Source organism: Paenibacillus sp. 01L418 (assembly GCF_056400045.1).
In genome coordinates, this window is the sequence record NZ_JBFTSN010000038.1 from 1 (window position 1) to 16809 (window position 16809).

Annotated in this window: 13 protein-coding genes; 8 read left to right on the forward strand and 5 right to left on the reverse strand. The window is 42.5% G+C overall.

Annotation, left to right across the window (positions count from 1 at the left end; translation table 11 throughout):
* Positions 1-530: 530 nt before the first annotated feature.
* Positions 531-1505: a hypothetical protein gene (locus tag AC1DSE_RS07995; RefSeq protein WP_441878799.1), complete on the reverse strand. Its 975-nt coding sequence runs from the start codon at positions 1503-1505 to the stop codon at positions 531-533.
* A complete protein-coding gene (locus AC1DSE_RS08000; RefSeq protein ID WP_441878797.1) occupies positions 1466-2020 on the reverse strand; it encodes an RNA polymerase sigma factor in 555 nt (184 codons plus the stop codon). Before AC1DSE_RS08000 ends, AC1DSE_RS07995 begins: the two co-directional genes overlap by 40 nt.
* Before the next feature lie 353 nt (positions 2021-2373).
* On the opposite strand from AC1DSE_RS08000, the gene AC1DSE_RS08005 reads away from it, so the two are divergent.
* The 3 genes from AC1DSE_RS08005 (at position 2374) to AC1DSE_RS08015 (ending at position 6265) form a co-directional block, all read left to right on the forward strand.
* Positions 2374-3366: an ABC transporter substrate-binding protein gene (locus AC1DSE_RS08005; RefSeq protein ID WP_441878795.1), complete on the forward strand. Its 993-nt coding sequence runs from the start codon at positions 2374-2376 to the stop codon at positions 3364-3366.
* Positions 3367-3526: 160 nt separating this feature from the next.
* Entirely contained in the window at positions 3527-5161 is a 1635-nt protein-coding gene (locus tag AC1DSE_RS08010; protein ID WP_477527565.1) for a helix-turn-helix domain-containing protein, read from the forward strand.
* A gap of 123 nt (positions 5162-5284) precedes the next feature.
* Positions 5285-6265 carry an ABC transporter substrate-binding protein gene (locus AC1DSE_RS08015; protein WP_441878791.1) on the forward strand — a complete coding sequence of 327 codons (981 nt, stop codon included), beginning with the start codon at positions 5285-5287 and terminating at the stop codon, positions 6263-6265.
* Positions 6266-6411: 146 nt separating this feature from the next.
* Here AC1DSE_RS08015 and AC1DSE_RS08020 read toward each other — a convergent pair whose 3' ends face one another.
* Positions 6412-7995 carry a sensor histidine kinase gene (locus tag AC1DSE_RS08020; RefSeq protein WP_441878789.1) on the reverse strand — a complete coding sequence of 528 codons (1584 nt, stop codon included), beginning with the start codon at positions 7993-7995 and terminating at the stop codon, positions 6412-6414.
* A gap of 195 nt (positions 7996-8190) precedes the next feature.
* On the opposite strand from AC1DSE_RS08020, the gene AC1DSE_RS08025 reads away from it, so the two are divergent.
* From AC1DSE_RS08025 to AC1DSE_RS08045, 5 genes are all read left to right on the forward strand, one after another.
* Entirely contained in the window at positions 8191-9258 is a 1068-nt protein-coding gene (locus AC1DSE_RS08025; RefSeq protein ID WP_441878787.1) for an HD-GYP domain-containing protein, read from the forward strand.
* Positions 9259-9263: 5 nt separating this feature from the next.
* Positions 9264-9794 carry a heme NO-binding domain-containing protein gene (locus tag AC1DSE_RS08030; RefSeq protein WP_477527569.1) on the forward strand — a complete coding sequence of 177 codons (531 nt, stop codon included), beginning with the start codon at positions 9264-9266 and terminating at the stop codon, positions 9792-9794.
* Between the two features lie 8 nt (positions 9795-9802).
* Positions 9803-11512, forward strand: a complete 1710-nt coding sequence (locus AC1DSE_RS08035) for a response regulator (RefSeq protein WP_477510207.1) — start codon at positions 9803-9805, stop codon at positions 11510-11512.
* Positions 11505-11867, forward strand: a complete 363-nt coding sequence (locus tag AC1DSE_RS08040) for a response regulator (RefSeq protein ID WP_441878783.1) — start codon at positions 11505-11507, stop codon at positions 11865-11867. Before AC1DSE_RS08035 ends, AC1DSE_RS08040 begins: the two co-directional genes overlap by 8 nt.
* Before the next feature lie 105 nt (positions 11868-11972).
* Positions 11973-12830: an imm11 family protein gene (locus tag AC1DSE_RS08045; protein WP_441878781.1), complete on the forward strand. Its 858-nt coding sequence runs from the start codon at positions 11973-11975 to the stop codon at positions 12828-12830.
* A gap of 594 nt (positions 12831-13424) precedes the next feature.
* Here the strand turns inward: AC1DSE_RS08045 and AC1DSE_RS08050 are convergent.
* Complete coding sequence (locus AC1DSE_RS08050; protein WP_477510209.1) at positions 13425-15026, reverse strand: response regulator transcription factor; 1602 nt, start codon at positions 15024-15026, stop codon at positions 13425-13427.
* 15 nt (positions 15027-15041) lie between these two features.
* On the reverse strand, positions 15042-16778 hold the full coding sequence (locus AC1DSE_RS08055) for a sensor histidine kinase (RefSeq protein ID WP_477527566.1): 1737 nt from the start codon (positions 16776-16778) through the stop codon (positions 15042-15044).
* Positions 16779-16809: the final 31 nt, after the last annotated feature.

Below are 16809 nucleotides of genomic sequence, written 5' to 3' on the forward strand. Positions count from 1 at the left end.
ATTAGCAACAGCGGATTGCAGGTTGAAATCAACCACACTCAAATATTTGCCGTACAGAACTCCGCAGACTCCAATGAGAATAATGATGATTGCCAAGTAGATGATGAGAGTCGTTTTTTTCAAAGATACAAAGCTGCCTTTTTGACGGTTATTGCTGCGTGTAATTTTCTGATTCAAGCACGTTTTCCCCTTTATTCTCAACTTGATTCTATTTTATCCGACATGTTCCAACATGTGGAATGGGACTAAACAGCCATTTCAACAGTATGCAAAATGCTCCGGACGCAGCTCGCATATACTACCAATTTGTGCATAGCGCCAAAAAATGAAGTATTTAATAGAACTTAGCTCAAAAAGACCAGTTTAAATGGCAATATACATACAACAATGGTTATTTTACACTATGCTTCTATACAAGATCTAAACATACGATTCAGTGGAATGAATAGAAAAAAAAGCCGCTCGCCATCCAGTGAATACTGGAGGGTGAACGGCTATTAAACTTGTTTTATTTGACCCTGTCTCTAGCCCTAGATCAAGCCTTTTACGACGAGCTTAAATTGCTCTTCTGTCAGGTCTACATTGCCTGATGCTGTCACCTGATAATGTGTTTTTTGCGCTTCGTCATACCATATCGCTTGATAGCTTTGAAAGCCGTGTATACTGCCGCTTGCAAAAATAGTTTCTATGCCGTTTATAGCGACTGTTTCTTGTGTATATTCCGCGGAAAGAGCAACCTCCATGCCAATCATGTCTTTCATGGCTTGGATTCGAATGCTCATGTCGTTTTTCGTGTATTCGAGCTCCGATATATTTGCTTTTGTCCAGTTTACCTCTTCGACGAATAAATCCTGATCCGGCTCCGCAGCAGCCCTTTGTTTGAACAACGCAAGCAATCTAGCGTATTCTTCAGCCAGGGAAGCGTCATGTTCATTCGGAGTGAGCGGCATAACGCTGCCGTACTTGAACGTGAAGCCATCTGGCAAGCTAACTGGCTCCTTAATGACAGGAGCGGAAGTGCGATCGAGAAGCTCCTTAAAATCGTTGTAAGAAGTGTTCGTATTTGTGTTGTGGAGGTACTGTATAGCTAGAGACGAACGATCATTTCTAACGAAGTAGGCCAGCATTTGACCTGGTTTAACTAATTCTAGTACGCGATCTCTATAAGTTGGAAGCGGAGAATCATTTTGATGCGTATAAGGTACGATTTTCGATTCTGACTCTAGCACAATGGATTTAATTTTGACATCTCCCGCACGATCACGAATTTGAATCAGCTCACTTGCAGCATATACGGAGGCAGATGTTAGAAGCACAATGAATAGAATCGTGGCGTAGATCGGAAATCGCTTTGCTGGGTTGTAGCTTCGGACCTTTATGCCTGATTGCGAAGCAGAAATATGGTTCATTACAGCATCTGATAAATTAATAGTATTGATCTGAGGATCAGGTATGGAATGCTGCCTTAAGTCTTTATATTGATCGTCTGATTGTTCTCGTCCCATTTTAGCTCCTCCTGCCATTCCGCCATTTTTTTTCTAACCTTTTCTTTCATTCTGCTTACTCTTTTTTTGGCAGCCTCCGGTTTGCATCCCATAATCTCACCAAGCTCCTCGAAAGTTCGTTCTTCAAAAATGCGAAGAATGAGCATAGATCGATCCTCTGGAGATAACGCAGTCAGTGCATACATTAATTGCGGGCTGAATAATCGGTTGACTATCGTTTGTTCTGGACTCTCTGCTTTCACTTCCGGAGTAAACAATCGAAGCAGCAGACGAAGCTGGTATTTTCGCCTACGCAATAGGTTTAAACAATGATGGTAGGCAATTTTGTACAACCATGAAGAGAAGCTGACCGTGTTCTTATATTGCATAATAGACTCGAAAGCTTTTATAAAAATATCTTGGGCTGCATCTTCAGCATCCTGCTGATTTCCAAGTAACCGCAAGCAGTAGCGGTAGATGGTCTGCTGATACTTTTGTACGACCTCGACATAGTAACTCGATTCGCCTTTTTGCACCCGTACGATGAATTGCTCAATGGTCTGGTCTTCGATGAAATCTCCTCCCTTCGCGAGTGGTGCTTTCTAATCTATATAACACTTGATAACAGTCAATCGGGACATTTAATATTCTCCACAATATATCGTACAGATGACCATGTGTATACATAAAAGGAAGAGAGTCTCAAATGTTAATAGGGTTATAAAACTGCGAGAAAATATACCCAATATATTTCATTGACGCTTCTAATTAATAATGATAATCTTTATCAATAAAAGAGGCGGGTGAGAACTTTTCGCCTAGCATTACTGGGGAAAAGTAAGCTTAGCTGCGTCCGAAAATATACTACACATTACTGGGGGATATCATCTTGAAGAAATACGTATTCATATGCATGAGTATGCTTTTATTTGTATTAGCATTAGCGGCATGCGGGAAGGCAGAAACGAATCCACAAGCAACGTCAAACCTTGAGCAGAACGACGCGGCTTCACAGAATGAGAAGGCATCTAATGAAAGTACGACCGAAACGCGGGTTTATAAACATTTCTTTGGAGAAACGAAGATCCCGGTCAACCCGGAAAAAGTCGTTACACTCCAATATGCCAGTCATATGCTTAAGGTAGGACTTAAACCAATCGGAGCTTCAAGCCATTTGCTTGAAACAACGGATGCGGACTTTAAAGGTATTGAAGACGTTGGAAGCGCAGATCAAATAAACTACGAGAAAGTCGTGTCATTGCAGCCTGACTTGATTATTGCTGGTGACATTGAGAAAGACGTTTATGACAAGCTTACAAAAATAGCTCCAACGGTTGTTGTTCCATGGATGGATTATGATGTATTCGGACACGTTGAGGTTATAGGAGATATTCTGAATCGTAAGCAGGAAGCAGCAGCATGGAAAACGGATTTCAATGAGAAAATGAAAACAGCAAAAGATGAAATTATCGGTAAAATTGGCGAGGGCAAAACTTTTGCTATTTATAGAGTGGACCCGAAACAATTTTATGTCTATGGCGTTCGCAATATGGGCTTTACGCTTTATAAAGCGCTTGGACTCACACCGCCTGCTCTCGTTCAGAAGGAAATAGAGAAAGACCCGAATTTGTGGGCAGTTCCGATCTCATTGGAGGTGCTTCCGGATTACGACGCTGACTATGTGTTTCTGACTTTGCTTGAGGGAGAGGATACAACTAAGCGTTTGGACGAAATTAAGCAAAGCTCGTTGTGGAAAAATCTCACGGCCGTTAAAGATAATCATATTTACGATATTAGTATGGACACTTGGTTAGGCTACACGCCTCATGATATTGAAGTTCAAATAAAGGAAGCTGTTCAATTTTTGACACAGGATAAGTAGAAGCAGCGAAGGAAAGTTAGAAAGGTTGAACTATTGCTCTTCCTTTAATATCTGTAAAATTAAATGAACGCAGCATCTGGTGTTTCCAGAAGGGTTGCGTTCTTTATTTATTTCGCAATACTATAGAGAGCAGATAAATACGAGATGCAGGTGATGAGCGGTGTACGATGACCAGCAAAAGAGTGATTATAAGCAGCTAGAGGGCATGTGGTTCAAGCTTAGAGCAGTCGAAAAAAACAATAGTCTCACTGGCAATTGGTCTCTCCGAATGCAATTCATTGAGTCGCATATGCTGGTCATCACAGCATCAGGCAAGGGATGGATTACTGTAGATGGTCGGTATTACGAGCTTCGGGCAGGGAGTGCCTATGTATGCACGCCTGGCCAGCTGGTTGAGGCATCTATGAAGGATTTAGGAGAGCGAGGGCTATACATTGTGCGCTTCGATGTATTTGAGCAGCCTCAATTGCCCGCAAAACAAGAACATAACTATCCACTTGGCCGAAATATGAGGTTTCCGATCACTGGAGAAGTTGTTGTATCCTCGATGATCGTCATAAGTGCACTCTGTGAAGCGATGGCGAAGTCTATGCGAAGCGATAATGATATGCAGCGGCTGCGCGGGCAAATCGAATTTTATGAACTGGTTTATAGTCTGTTGCGAGATGGTCAGCGCTTACTGGACAATAACTCTGAAGCGGATTTGGAACGTGCTAAAACGTACATCGAGCAGCATTATCGGGAGGACCTTACCATTGAGCAGTTAGCGAAGGAAGCTGGAGTCAGCTCTCGGCATTTTATTAGACTGTTTAAGCAAAGATATGGCTGCAGCGCTATCGAATATTTGTCTAGATATCGAATTGGACAAGCTCAAGAGTTGATGAGACCTCACCATGATTATCAGCTCAAGGATATATCCAGTTATGTAGGCTATCAGGATGAGGTTTATTTCCGCCGCAAATTTAWGCAAATAACAGGCACTCCTCCGGCGGCGTTTATGAGATATGCGAGGCAAAAGATCGTGGCGTTCCACGCAAATATGATCGGTAATCTTCTCGCGCTTAATATTACTCCTCATGCGGCTCCCGAGGATCATCCATGGGTCGAATATTACCGAAGGAAATATGATACGAGTTCGGTGTTGTCCCTTGCTAAAGACGATGATGTGAAAATAGAACAGATCAGAAGCATGAGCCCTGACTTTATCGTTGGGCTAGAAGGTTTCATGAGCTTGGATATGCAGAAGACGCTTAATGGAATAACATCAACTTATTTCTTGCCGTGGGAACACGATTGGCGCATGCATTTACGATTAATCGCAGAAAAGCTAGGTAAAACTGCAGAAGCAGAGGTATGGCTGGATCGGTATGAAAGAAAGGCGGCAGCAGTTCGGGAGCGAACCAAAAGCGTATTGTATATTGAACGTCTGCTTATTGTGAGAATATCCGAAAAAAATATTAGCGTACTGGCAAATCGGAGTCTTGGAGAGGTGTTTTATGATGATCTTCATATTATGCCTGCAACGGAGGTAAATAGGGATCTTAATAATCAACAATTGACACAAGAGGAGCTTGCGCAGACAGATGCGGACAGATTGCTGCTTATCGTGGATGAAGATGCTCAGTCGCAGGCAGCCTGGCAGGACCTCAAGCAATCAGCGTTTTGGGGGAGGATGCGGCCGATTAGAAACAATCGCATCGATTATCTTCCACCCTACCCTTGGACAGAGTACACGGCGTTCACGCAAGAGCTAATCTTGGACGAAGTGTTAAAGCTTTGGCGTAATCGTGCATAAAATGTTGGCGAGATCGTCGATAGGCGTATAGACGTATTTCCTTTATACTGCTAGAAGTGATAGTGATTCTCATTGTCAAATGAGAAACGATGAACATCGAGCACTCAGGGGGAGTATAGAAAAATGAAATATTTGAAAATAGGTTCGTTCATGGTTTTGGCCATGGTGTTGATGGTAGTGATGGTCGCTTGTTCAGGGAACAATGAGTCAACAAAAGGAACGGTGAAAAACTCAGAAACAGAAGCACCATCGGATAATGTTCGTGTCGTAGCAAGTGAGAAGGGCGAAATTACTATTCCGTCAAATCCAAGCAAGGTCATTGGTCTTTCTGTTGTTTATCCGGAATTTCTACAAGCATTAGGGGTTACTCCGATCGCGGTGCAAAATTATCATGCCGATTTCCCTTCATACCTGCAAGAAGCCTTCAAAGATGTGCAAAAAATGGGCATTGCCGAAACACCAGATTTTGAGATGATATTAGCAGCCGAGCCTGATCTTATTATCGCACCAGCATGGTGGTCGGATAAAGACTATGATCAGCTAACCAAGATTGCACCAACGGTGTTGCTGCCGCAGCGTGATGACTGGCGTGATGAACTGAAGGATATTGGAAAAGTACTTAACAAGGAGGATGTCGCGAATAAAGTCATTCAAGACTTAGTTGATCAGGAAGCGGCAGCCAAAGCAAAGCTTGATACTCTTGTTGGTGACGAAACCGTTATGTATATGATGATTATGCCAAAATCAGTTGTCTTGTATGGTGAAAATATTGATCGCGGAAGCTTTATTCACAAGACGCTGGGGCTTAATCCGATTGCGAACTTTCCTCAGACGGAGCAGTCTCTCTCTATATCGCTTGAGAAATTGCCGGAATACAATCCTGACCATCTTATCGTACAGCTGGACGACGAGAACAATGAAGTCATTCAACAATCGTACAAAGATATGTTGAACAGCGCATTATGGAAAAACATGAAGGCAGTTAAGAACAATCAGGTATACGTGATGGGCGGCAAAGAATGGTTTAGTCTAGGCATGTCTCCGCTTGCTAACAGCTATGCAATAGACGCTGTTCTTAAAGTATTCGAAAGTAATGAGAAATAAAGAATAGCCAATGTGTCTTTATAGTTTCATGTAATATTTCGAGAAAAGTATTCAAAAAGAAGCGCCGGAAAAGTCTCGTAAAGAGAACCCGGCGCTTTTTTTCATTTGAATTTTACTTAAAGCCGTTATTTGAGCTTTCACGAATTCTAGGCTCGCGAGATTGGAATCCAGCAAATGAAGATGCTTCCCACCCCGGGCTCGCTCTCAACCGAAATATGTCCGCCCATTACGGAACAGAATCGGCTGCTTATGGCAAGTCCAAGCCCAGTACCGCCATATTTGCGAGTGGTGGAAGCATCAGCTTGAGTGAACGGCTGAAATAATTTGTCCAGCTGCTCAGGGCTCATGCCGATGCCGGAATCTTTGATAAGAAAGCTAAAGCCTGGTTTTCCTTCCATATCTTCTTCATAGACGTTAAACTGAATAGCTCCATTATGGGTGAATTTGCTAGCATTGCTAAGCAAATTTAATAGGATTTGGCGCAGCTTTGTAACATCAGCCATCATTTCACCCCGTACATAGTGAGTTTGCAGCTGGTTGCCATTACTTTCAATAAGCGGTTTTATGGTTGTCATGACATCTTGGATTAAATCATGAACCTGAAACATCTCTTCATGGATTTCCATCTTGCCTTCTTCAATTTTTGAAATGTCCAAAATATCGTTAATAAGGGAGAGCAGATGCCTTCCGCTTTTTCCGATTTTGCCTAAATCCTCTACAAACGTCTGCTCACCGAGCTCCTCTGCCTCCTCGATCAGCATCTCACTATAGCCAATGATGGCGTTCAGCGGTGTCCGAAGCTCATGGCTCATATTGGCAAGAAATTGGCTCTTGATTCGATTGGCTTTAATCGCTTCATCATGGGCCTGCTCGAGCTGCGCTGTCCGCTCCTTAACCATCTGCTCCAAGTGTTCGTTGAGCTGCCGCAATTCATGGTTTATTTTTAGAATCTCATCCGACTTATCTTGTATTTCAGAGTCTTTAACAGAGAATTTATTGGAAATATAGATACCGATAAGGGACATGCCTAATGTAAATAGCGTTCCTCCGGAAATGATATAAGCGAGCCATTGTTGATTCAGAATCATCCCAGATTCCGCACTGTGTAAATGGATATTGTCTATATCAAAATGCGCAGCCATCATGCCGATATAATGCATGCCAACGACTGCAGCGCCCATTAACAATCCACTACCCAGCTTCTTCCACATATGTCCGCGCTTGTTCTCACTGCCTTTACGAAAATAAAATGAAAGCCACAAGGCCGCAACTGAGGCCACAACAGCAATAATAATAGATAACGAGAAATAAATAGGATCGTAGGTGATCTCAATCATCATTGCTTCCATGCCGATGTAATGCATCGTTACTATACCGCTTGCCAGCAATATTCCCCCGCTCAGCAATTGAGGCAGTGAAAGCTGGTTTCTACCGACGATATGAAGGGCCAAAAAAGACGCTACTATAGCTACAATAACCGACAGAACAACGGTTGGCATATGATATGCAATGGGAACGGGCAGCGAAAAGGCGAGCATTCCAACAAAATGCATCGACCATATGCCCATACCCATAGCGCAAGCGCCAAATAGGAGCCATAACCATCGTTTTCTATTATGCGTAGTACTTATTCGTCCGACCAAATCAAGCACCGTATAAGAGGCAACGACCGCTACAAGATATGAAAAGATGACCAATACAATATCGTATGTTCCATGAGCATGATTCATTTGCTAACCAACTCCTACTCGGTTCATTATGGCAATGATTACATTTCGACAAAATATGAGAAATTCCCTTCCTTATCCTATTTTTGAAATCAAAAGCTTAGCAAGAACTCTCTCGATTAATGTCGAATGATGTTCTATAATGATAGCAAGTATGGAAAGATTATCTAATAATTAAAGAACAAATGAGGATAAATTATGGATGAGCTATGGATGAAATCCGCAAAGTTTCTGATTGTAGACGATCAGGAATATAATATCAGTCTCCTAGAGCGTATATTGTCACGAGCAGGTTATACGAATTTGTTCACGACCACAGATGCAACGCAGCTAGAGACGTTATACCGGGCCAATCAACCCGATATTATTTTGTTAGATTTACATATGCCTGTTATGGATGGATTATCGGCGCTGCAGCATTTAAGAAAATGGAAGCAAGAAGGCGAATATTTACCAGTACTTGTCTTAACAGCGGATGTGACACCCGAGGCCAGAACGCGGGTGCTGCATGAAGGTGCCAACGATTTTATTACAAAACCTTTTGATAGGATGGAAGTTGTCCTTCGTATTCAAAACTTTTTGAAAACAAGATATTACCATCTGAAGCTTCAAGAGCAAAACTACAATTTGGAGCAGCGGGTTCGCGAACGCACCAAAGAAATCGAACGGGCAAAAAATGAAATATTGAACGTACTGGGGCGTACCGCGGAATATCGTGATGATGAGACGGGGCAGCATACGCAGCGAGTGGGTGATATGGCTGGAAGACTTGCAACTGATTTAGGGTTGTCGGCAGAAGAAGCAGCTCTTATTAGACGAGCAGCACCTTTGCATGATATCGGAAAAATCGGAATCTCAGACAGCATCCTGCTGAAGCCGGGAAGGTTCTTGCCGGAGGAATTCGAAAAGATGAAGCTGCATACGGAAATTGGCGCCAGCATTTTGGAGGGAAGCCAGTTCCCGGTTCTGCAATTAGCCAAAAGCATCGCGCTGTCTCATCATGAGAAATGGAATGGGACAGGTTATCCGAATGGACTTAGCGGAGAAGATATTCCACTTGCCGGTAGAATCGTAGCGATCGCTGACTTCTATGATGCCCTGACGCATGAGCGACCGTACAAACGGGCATGGACACAAGAGGAAGCCATTGCTGAAATTAAGCTTCAGAGCGGAGTTCATTTTGATCCTAAGGTCGTAGAGGCCTTTTTGCGTGTAATAGAAAGCAGCAGTGAAGATGAGAGAGAACGAGAGGGTGTTCAGTTGTGAAAGGAATGGTGTTCACATCTTTTTTGGRAATGGTAGAAAACAAGTTTTCCCTGAAGTTGGTAGATGAAATTATTGAAGCTGCAGAGCTGCCTTCAGGAGGAAGCTATACAACGGTTGGCACATATGACCACCATGAGATGATTAAATTGATCGTGGAGCTTAACGCTCGAACCCAGATCCCTGTGCCTGACCTCATTCGAACATTTGGCGAATATTTATTTGGCCAGCTGCTAGATATGCATCCTGACTTTATGGTGGAGAATAGCACCGTATTTGAGTTTTTGCAAAAGGTCGACAGCTATATCCATGTTGAAGTGCGCAAGCTTTATCCTGGAGCGGAGCTTCCAACGTTTCAATATGACACTTCTATACCGGGTACTTTGATTATGACATACAACTCCTCACGGCCGTTCGCTGATTTGGCTGAAGGACTTATTTTAGGCTGCGTGGCGCATTATGGAGAAGCAATAGATGTGAAAAGAATCGATTTGGCAGATGGAACGTCTGCCCGTTTTGAATTAACCCAAGTGGGGTGAGCCATGCCATGAATGATATAGATGTAGTCCGCAGGCAGCTTGAGCGGGAGAAGAAGGCTCGCCAAGCAGCCGAGAAGATTGCCGAGGAAAAAACTCGTGAGATCTATTATGTTAACCAAGAGCTGAGGCAATTAAATGATCAGCTGGAGGAGCTTGTGAAAGAACGGACGCTTGAGTTGTCGAAAGCTCGCGATGAAGCAGTGGAAGCCAGTCAGATCAAAAGCCAATTTCTTGCGAGCATGAGCCATGAATTGCGGACTCCTCTGAACGCGATTATCGGTTATAGCGAAATGCTGAAGGAAGACATGGAGGAGATGGGCGAACCTGCTCTGGCCGAAGATCTTCACAAGATTAATAATGCCGGCAGGCATTTGCTCACACTCATAAACGATATACTCGACTTGTCCAAAATCGAAGCAGGTAAAATGGAATTATACTTGGAGCAATGTGATATTCCGAGCATTATTCATGACATTGTAACGACTGTGCATCCGCTAATGGAAGTGAATAAGAACCAGATCAAGGTAGAATGCACGGAGGGCTCGATCAAAACCGACATAACAAAGCTCCGTCAAATTCTATTTAATTTGCTCAGCAACGCAAGCAAGTTCACGAAGGATGGAACAGTAACGCTGCAAGTGGAATTTGAGAGTGAGGCGGGACTGCCTGGCATTGTATTCCGGGTACAAGATACTGGCATCGGGATGACTGCGGAGCAGATGGACCAAATTTTCCAAGCGTTTAAACAAGCGGATTCGTCGACAACGAAAAAATATGGCGGTACCGGCTTGGGGCTCGCGATTAGCCAAAGTCTATGCTATATGATGGGAGGCAACATCAGCGCAAGCAGCATAGTAGGCGAAGGCACTACGTTCACTATCTGGCTTCCCCTGCTGGAGAATGCAGATTCTGAACAACTAAGTGCCTTAATACATAGTGATGAAAGCTTTCCCATGGAAGGGGCTAGAACGATTCTCGTCATCGACGATGATCCAGCGATGCTTCGGCTAATGCAGTATTATTTGGGGAATGAGGAGTGGAACGTACAGCTCGCCCCATCCGGGCAAGAGGGTGTCCGCTTAGCGAAGACGCTGAAGCCGGCAGTCATTGCGCTTGATGTGCTCATGCCGGGAATGGACGGTTGGAACGTACTGGCAGCACTCAAGAATGATTCTGAGCTTGCGCACATTCCTGTTGTGATGATTTCCATGATGGACGAGCAGCATTTGGCTTATGCGCTTGGCGCGTCGGAATTTCTAACCAAGCCGATTTATCGGGAGCGATTGATCTCTACATTAGATAAGTATATACCTGAGCGCCAGTCGCATTCTGTGCTGGTCATCGAAGACGATGCGGTAACAAGTGACATGATGACAAAGCTGCTGAAGCGGGAAGGCTACCGCGTGACAAGGGCCGGCAATGGGCATCACGCACTGCAGCGCATGCAAGAGGAAGCGCCTCATTTAATATTATTAGATCTTATGATGCCGGAAATGGATGGCTTTGAGTTTGTTGCGGCGATGCGTGAGCACGAAGAATGGCGAGCGATCCCGGTTGTCGTTGTGACAGCGAAAAGTATAACGGAAGAAGATCGACGGAGGCTTAATGGCTGTGTAGAGAACATCGTGCAAAAGGGGCATCTGGATCGCAAGGCTCTCTTGCATGAAGTACGCCATTTGATTGCACTCTCGCTTGCAGAGGGGGGAGAACATGTATAAAATTTTGTTGGTTGAAGACAACGAGATGAACCGGGATATGTTGTCGCGCCGCTTGATTCGCAAAGGTTATCAAGTGGTCATGGCATCCGATGGCCTGCAAGGGATAGAGATGGCAAAGTCGGAGTCGCCTAATCTCATCTTGATGGATATGAGCTTGCCCGTCATTGACGGCTGGGATGCTACAAGGGAACTGAAGGCAGTTGAGGGGACCAATCATATTCCAATTATCGCCTTGACCGCCCATGCGATGGCAAGTGATCGTGAGAAGGCCTTTGAAGCGGGATGCGATGATTTTGATACTAAGCCTATCGAATGGAGTAGGCTGCTTGAGAAAATTCAGGTTTTCTTAACGTGAGTATATCGGCCACTTTAATGATATAAAGCTCATATAAAGCTCCCATTGGATGGTTTGAGCTGATGAGGGTTCGTGCGTGCAAATTATAATGAGGAAGTGTACGTTATGAAAGTATGGTGGCTTGATTATCATCCGGCATTTAACTCGGCAAGTTATGAGAATTACGATGACTACGCAAATATGAGGAAGCTATTTAAAGAGTGCAAATCAGTTGCAAGTAATTGGACGGCACTGCGTGTTTCCATTGAGGATAGGAATAAACCTTCTGATTTTATGTATAGAACTGGAGGCTCACTCATCGTTAGCGCCAGAGCCAAAGATTTAATCTTACAAATACCGAATATTAATGTGGAGTTTTTACCCCTCATTTCAGATTCTGAGCTTTATGTCCTAAATGTACTTACCGCTTTAGATTGTGTTGACCCAGACCAGTCGCTAGAAAAAAGAATAGATGGATCAGGCAGATTAATAGGGTATGAACAATTTGCTTTCCGTCAAGAAGTAGTGGAAGGCCATGACATTTTTAGGGTGAGGTTACATGAAGGTGATCATATACTCGACGAGATCTATGTATCGGATAAACTTAAAAAAATAATTGAGGAACAGTTCTTTGGATTCCAGCTTATTGAGGTATGGGATTCAAGCTTCTCGTGGAAGCAAAAAGAGGAAAAGTATTCATCGATGTGCGAAGACGTGGACAGGTCTTTAGTTGAGACGTTCGATTTCAATAGAGCAATCAAATATATAAAAAGCAACAAGGGGAAACATGCTTATAGTGGAAATTGGTCACTAAAGGTTGACGAGAAAGATGAGATTTTATTAGGTGATTTATTATTAGATGGTACATATAGCTGGATGAATCCAATCTACTATCCACCAATCATTTTAGGGCTCGTATGGGGGATAAAGGAAAATAGAAAATCATTAGTCAGTAGACTCAAAGATGGATTTTCTTTCAATTAACAGCCCCTACATTACGTAAACGGAATAAGATGATCAGACTTAAATCTATTATCTAGATCTATTTTTGCGAGTAAGACTCATTTAGCGAAAATAGATCTAGATTTTAGATTTTTTTTTGTTGAAACGATCATAAATTGCTTTTTTAAGGGTGCTGAGCAAGCTTAAGTCTATTTTCTAGATCTATTTTCATTTTGCATTTTCCTAAACTATTCCTTATCGTGTCTTTGCACGAAGATGAGTTTCGATTCAAGAATGGAGAAATGAAGATTGAAAAAATTCAGCTTAAGAATCTTACTTTGTATTGCAGGCTTGATCCCCTCTATATTATTAGTAAATATACTGATCAAACTATACCCGTTTACAGGACTAGGAAGAATAATCGCAGTCCCAATGATTTTTTTGATTAATAGTGGCATTATCATAACAGTACTAACCGTAACAATAAAAGCTGAATTGAGTAAAAAAATAAAATTCTATATATGGTTAACGACTATAATCCTAACTTCATTTATTTGTTTATTACTTTATCCTCAAGAAATAGGACCTCAAGTTATGATTCAAATATGGAAGGATTTTATAAAATAATCGTCAGTGTCACTGTTTGAGACCATTTTGCATTTTCCTAAACTCATTAGGCGTACAGCCGATCTCCTGCTTGAACAGCTTGGTAAAATAAGAGTAGTTCGTGTATCCGGTTTTGCTGGCGATTGTATTAACCGATAACTGTGTGGTTTCGAGCAAATGCTTGGCGGCCTTGATGCGCACTTGAATAATATAATTCCCTAATGAAATGCCCGTTTCTTTCTTAAACAATCGAGCCAAATAATCAGGATTAAGATAGACGGTTTCCGCCAGGCTCGTTCTGGTCAGCTCATCTCCGCAATGGCTGTGAATATGCTGCTTGATTTCTTCTACGACGGACTTGGGCTGCTCCGTGAAATTTCGGTACTCTGTCGCCGTATTCACCAGATATTGAAGATAGTTCTCCATATCCTCTATGGAGTTCAACGATTGCATAAACATTTGGTCATTGGTTCTTCCCGTATACATTTTATGTGCTTGAATTTCTTTGCTCTTGAGATACGCATAAACAAGCTGAACGATATCCAGCCGAAACAAACTCAGCACAGAAGCATTCAGCATTTGCTTTTGGGTGATATTGTGCAAATATGAGCTCGTTTCCGCAAGGAAGGAGCTTGGATTATTTTGCTCCAGCAGCTGCTCCAAAAGCATTAAGTTAGGCGGTATATAAGAAGTTTCTTGCTGATTGAAATGCTCCAGCAAAAAGGTTTGATTTCGATATTTAATGATCTTCTCATTCATGCTAAGCAAATCCTTCATGACGTGATGGATGGCCTCCAGTTTTCCGGTGCTTGCTATATTGCAGCTTGCATCACATTTGAGAAATGTACTTGCTCTTTGAATGAAGGTAGCGCAAATGTTTTCAATGATTCCGCTGTCGGGAATGTCCTTCCATTTCAGTATCGCCATCCAATTGGACTCCTTGAACTCCAATATCGATTCGACTGTAAAACGTTTATTCTGGAACAGCTCATGCAGCACATTCATAAGCGCAAAATCAAATAGATCCTTGTCTTTTTTTTCTAGGCTTTCCTCGTGAGGAAATACATGAATAAGGACAGGCAGTACCAAGTCTGATAAAGCGTAAGGGAGATTCTGCTCTGCAATCAAATAGGAAATGTTGGAGGGGGTAGAATAGGTTGTTTTCCCCGTCACAAGCTTACGCCAAAAATGCTCCTGTACGTTTTTTTGATTTTTTTGCCAGTAGTAGCCTTCTTGAACCGCCTTGGCGACGCCCTGCTGTTCGTTAGCTTTGAAGATGGCTTTCTGAATAATTAGCGTCAGCTTGTCAAATTCAATTGGTTTTAGAAAATAATCAAAGCTCTGCAGCTCAATCGCTTTTTGCGCGTAGTTGAAATCAGCATAATTGGTCAGAAATATGGTCTGAATATTGTATTTCTCTTCACGAATCCAAGCAAGCAGCTCAAGCCCGCTGCCCTGCGGCATTTCGATGTCGCAAAGTAAAATGTGAATCGGATGCTGCTTGAGCAGCTCCTGCGCGTGGGCGATATTAAAAGCAGTATAGACATGATCAATCGATAATGCCTGCCAATCGACCTTTTTCTCTAGTGCGGTCACAACAAAATAGTCGTCATCTACAAGCAGTACATTCATTTGTTGTTACTCCTTTCACGGTGTATCCTGCGTAGGATGAGGAAGGTATATCGTCACGCAAGCCCCTCCAGCATCAATATTGGAAAAATGAATTTTAGCCTTGCGGTGATATAAGTACTCCAAACGTTGTACTGTGTTCATGATGCCGATGTGATTCCCGTCTGCTTGATCAAGCGGCTGTCCACTTTCAAGCCTTTCCAATATATCCGTGTCAAAACCAGGGCCGGTATCGGATATACGAATAACAGCAACCTCTTCCTCGGATTCCCTTTCCACATCAACATCCAGCCTAATTTGAACCTCCTGTACACGCGAAACAGCATATTTCACTGAATTTTCGATGAAGGTCTGAAGCACAAGCGGCGGAATTCTCATCTTGCCCGTGTCTTGGCCTTGATGAATATGATAGGAGAAGGCATCTCTGTAACGATGTTTTTGAATTTCCAAATAAATGCGAACATGATCAATCTCATCGTCCAGCTTCACGAAATCTTCCCCATTTTGAAAAATATAACGAAAATAGTTGGACGTTGAAATGGCCATGCTTTGAATTTCCTCGAACATTTGCATTTGAGCCATGCTGTGAATGTTGGTTAAGCAGTTCAAAAAAAAGTGAGGCTTGATCTGTAATTTCATATAATCGAGCTGAATCTTTTGTTTTTCAATTTCATGCTCATAAATATCGATTTTGAAAATTCGAATTTGCTCCAGCAGGTTTTTGAACAGTTTATTGGCATATTCCAGCTCAACGATTTTGTTCATCTTGAGATCGAGCGGTTTGCTGTCTTCATTAAACTGCGTCAGGCTGAATGAAAAGTTTTTGAGCGGTCTTAAAATCAGGATATTGAAATATACCATGATGCCGCATAGGGCACAAGCAACAATAGCAGCAAGGAGCATAATGAGCAGCTGGGCAATCATAATTTTCTCAAACGCGCCAAACTTGATGAACATTTTCACGCCAAAGGTTGCGTTTGCAAATGGTTTGCTGACGGTTGTTGTGGTCTGGATCATGCCTAGCAGCGTTTTCTTTTGCTCGTTGTTACGGACCTCAGTGCCCTTATCCCTCGACAGATTATTGATGACATTGCCGGTATGATCTATTAAGGATACAAACCCGTTGCCGCCAAGATCCATTTGCTGAAGCGGACCAATCAGTTCATCAGCCGAAATGAGACAAATCAGGTAGCTTTCATGAAATGGCACGATATTAATGATAAAATATTTCGCATTCAGCTGGATAAGCGACCAGTTGGAATAATAGGTTTCAAGCGAATTTTTATCTTGTACATAGGATGCGATTTGTTTTTTTAACGATAAATAATCGGGGTACAACACATTGGTTGGTGAGGAATTTAAAAAGTATTTTTGATCTTCTAAATAGATGAAGAAATTATACTTTTTCTCGTAATTTTTTTGGAGCTCGGAGAAACGCCTGTACAGTTCTGTATTTGCTTTAATAAATTCGTTATCGGTGGAGCGAAATTGCTTCATCTTTTTTACGTTTTCATCGTTTGCGAGCGTCCAGCCCATGTATTGATTAATATTGGAGAAATCAAGATTGATTTGATTAATGTACATATTCGCGGTGTTTTGCAAATACCGTGTCGTTTGCTGCTTGACCATGGAAATAGCGACGATACTAATAATGCAATCCAGTACTAATACAGAGACTAAAATCAAGAGCATCACTTTTACGTAGTGCCTAATCGGATAGGATTTGCCGGGTTTGCGTTTTGTCATAGGTCTCATTAGCTTCCTCTCTTTTCGGGCTTTCTGTCTG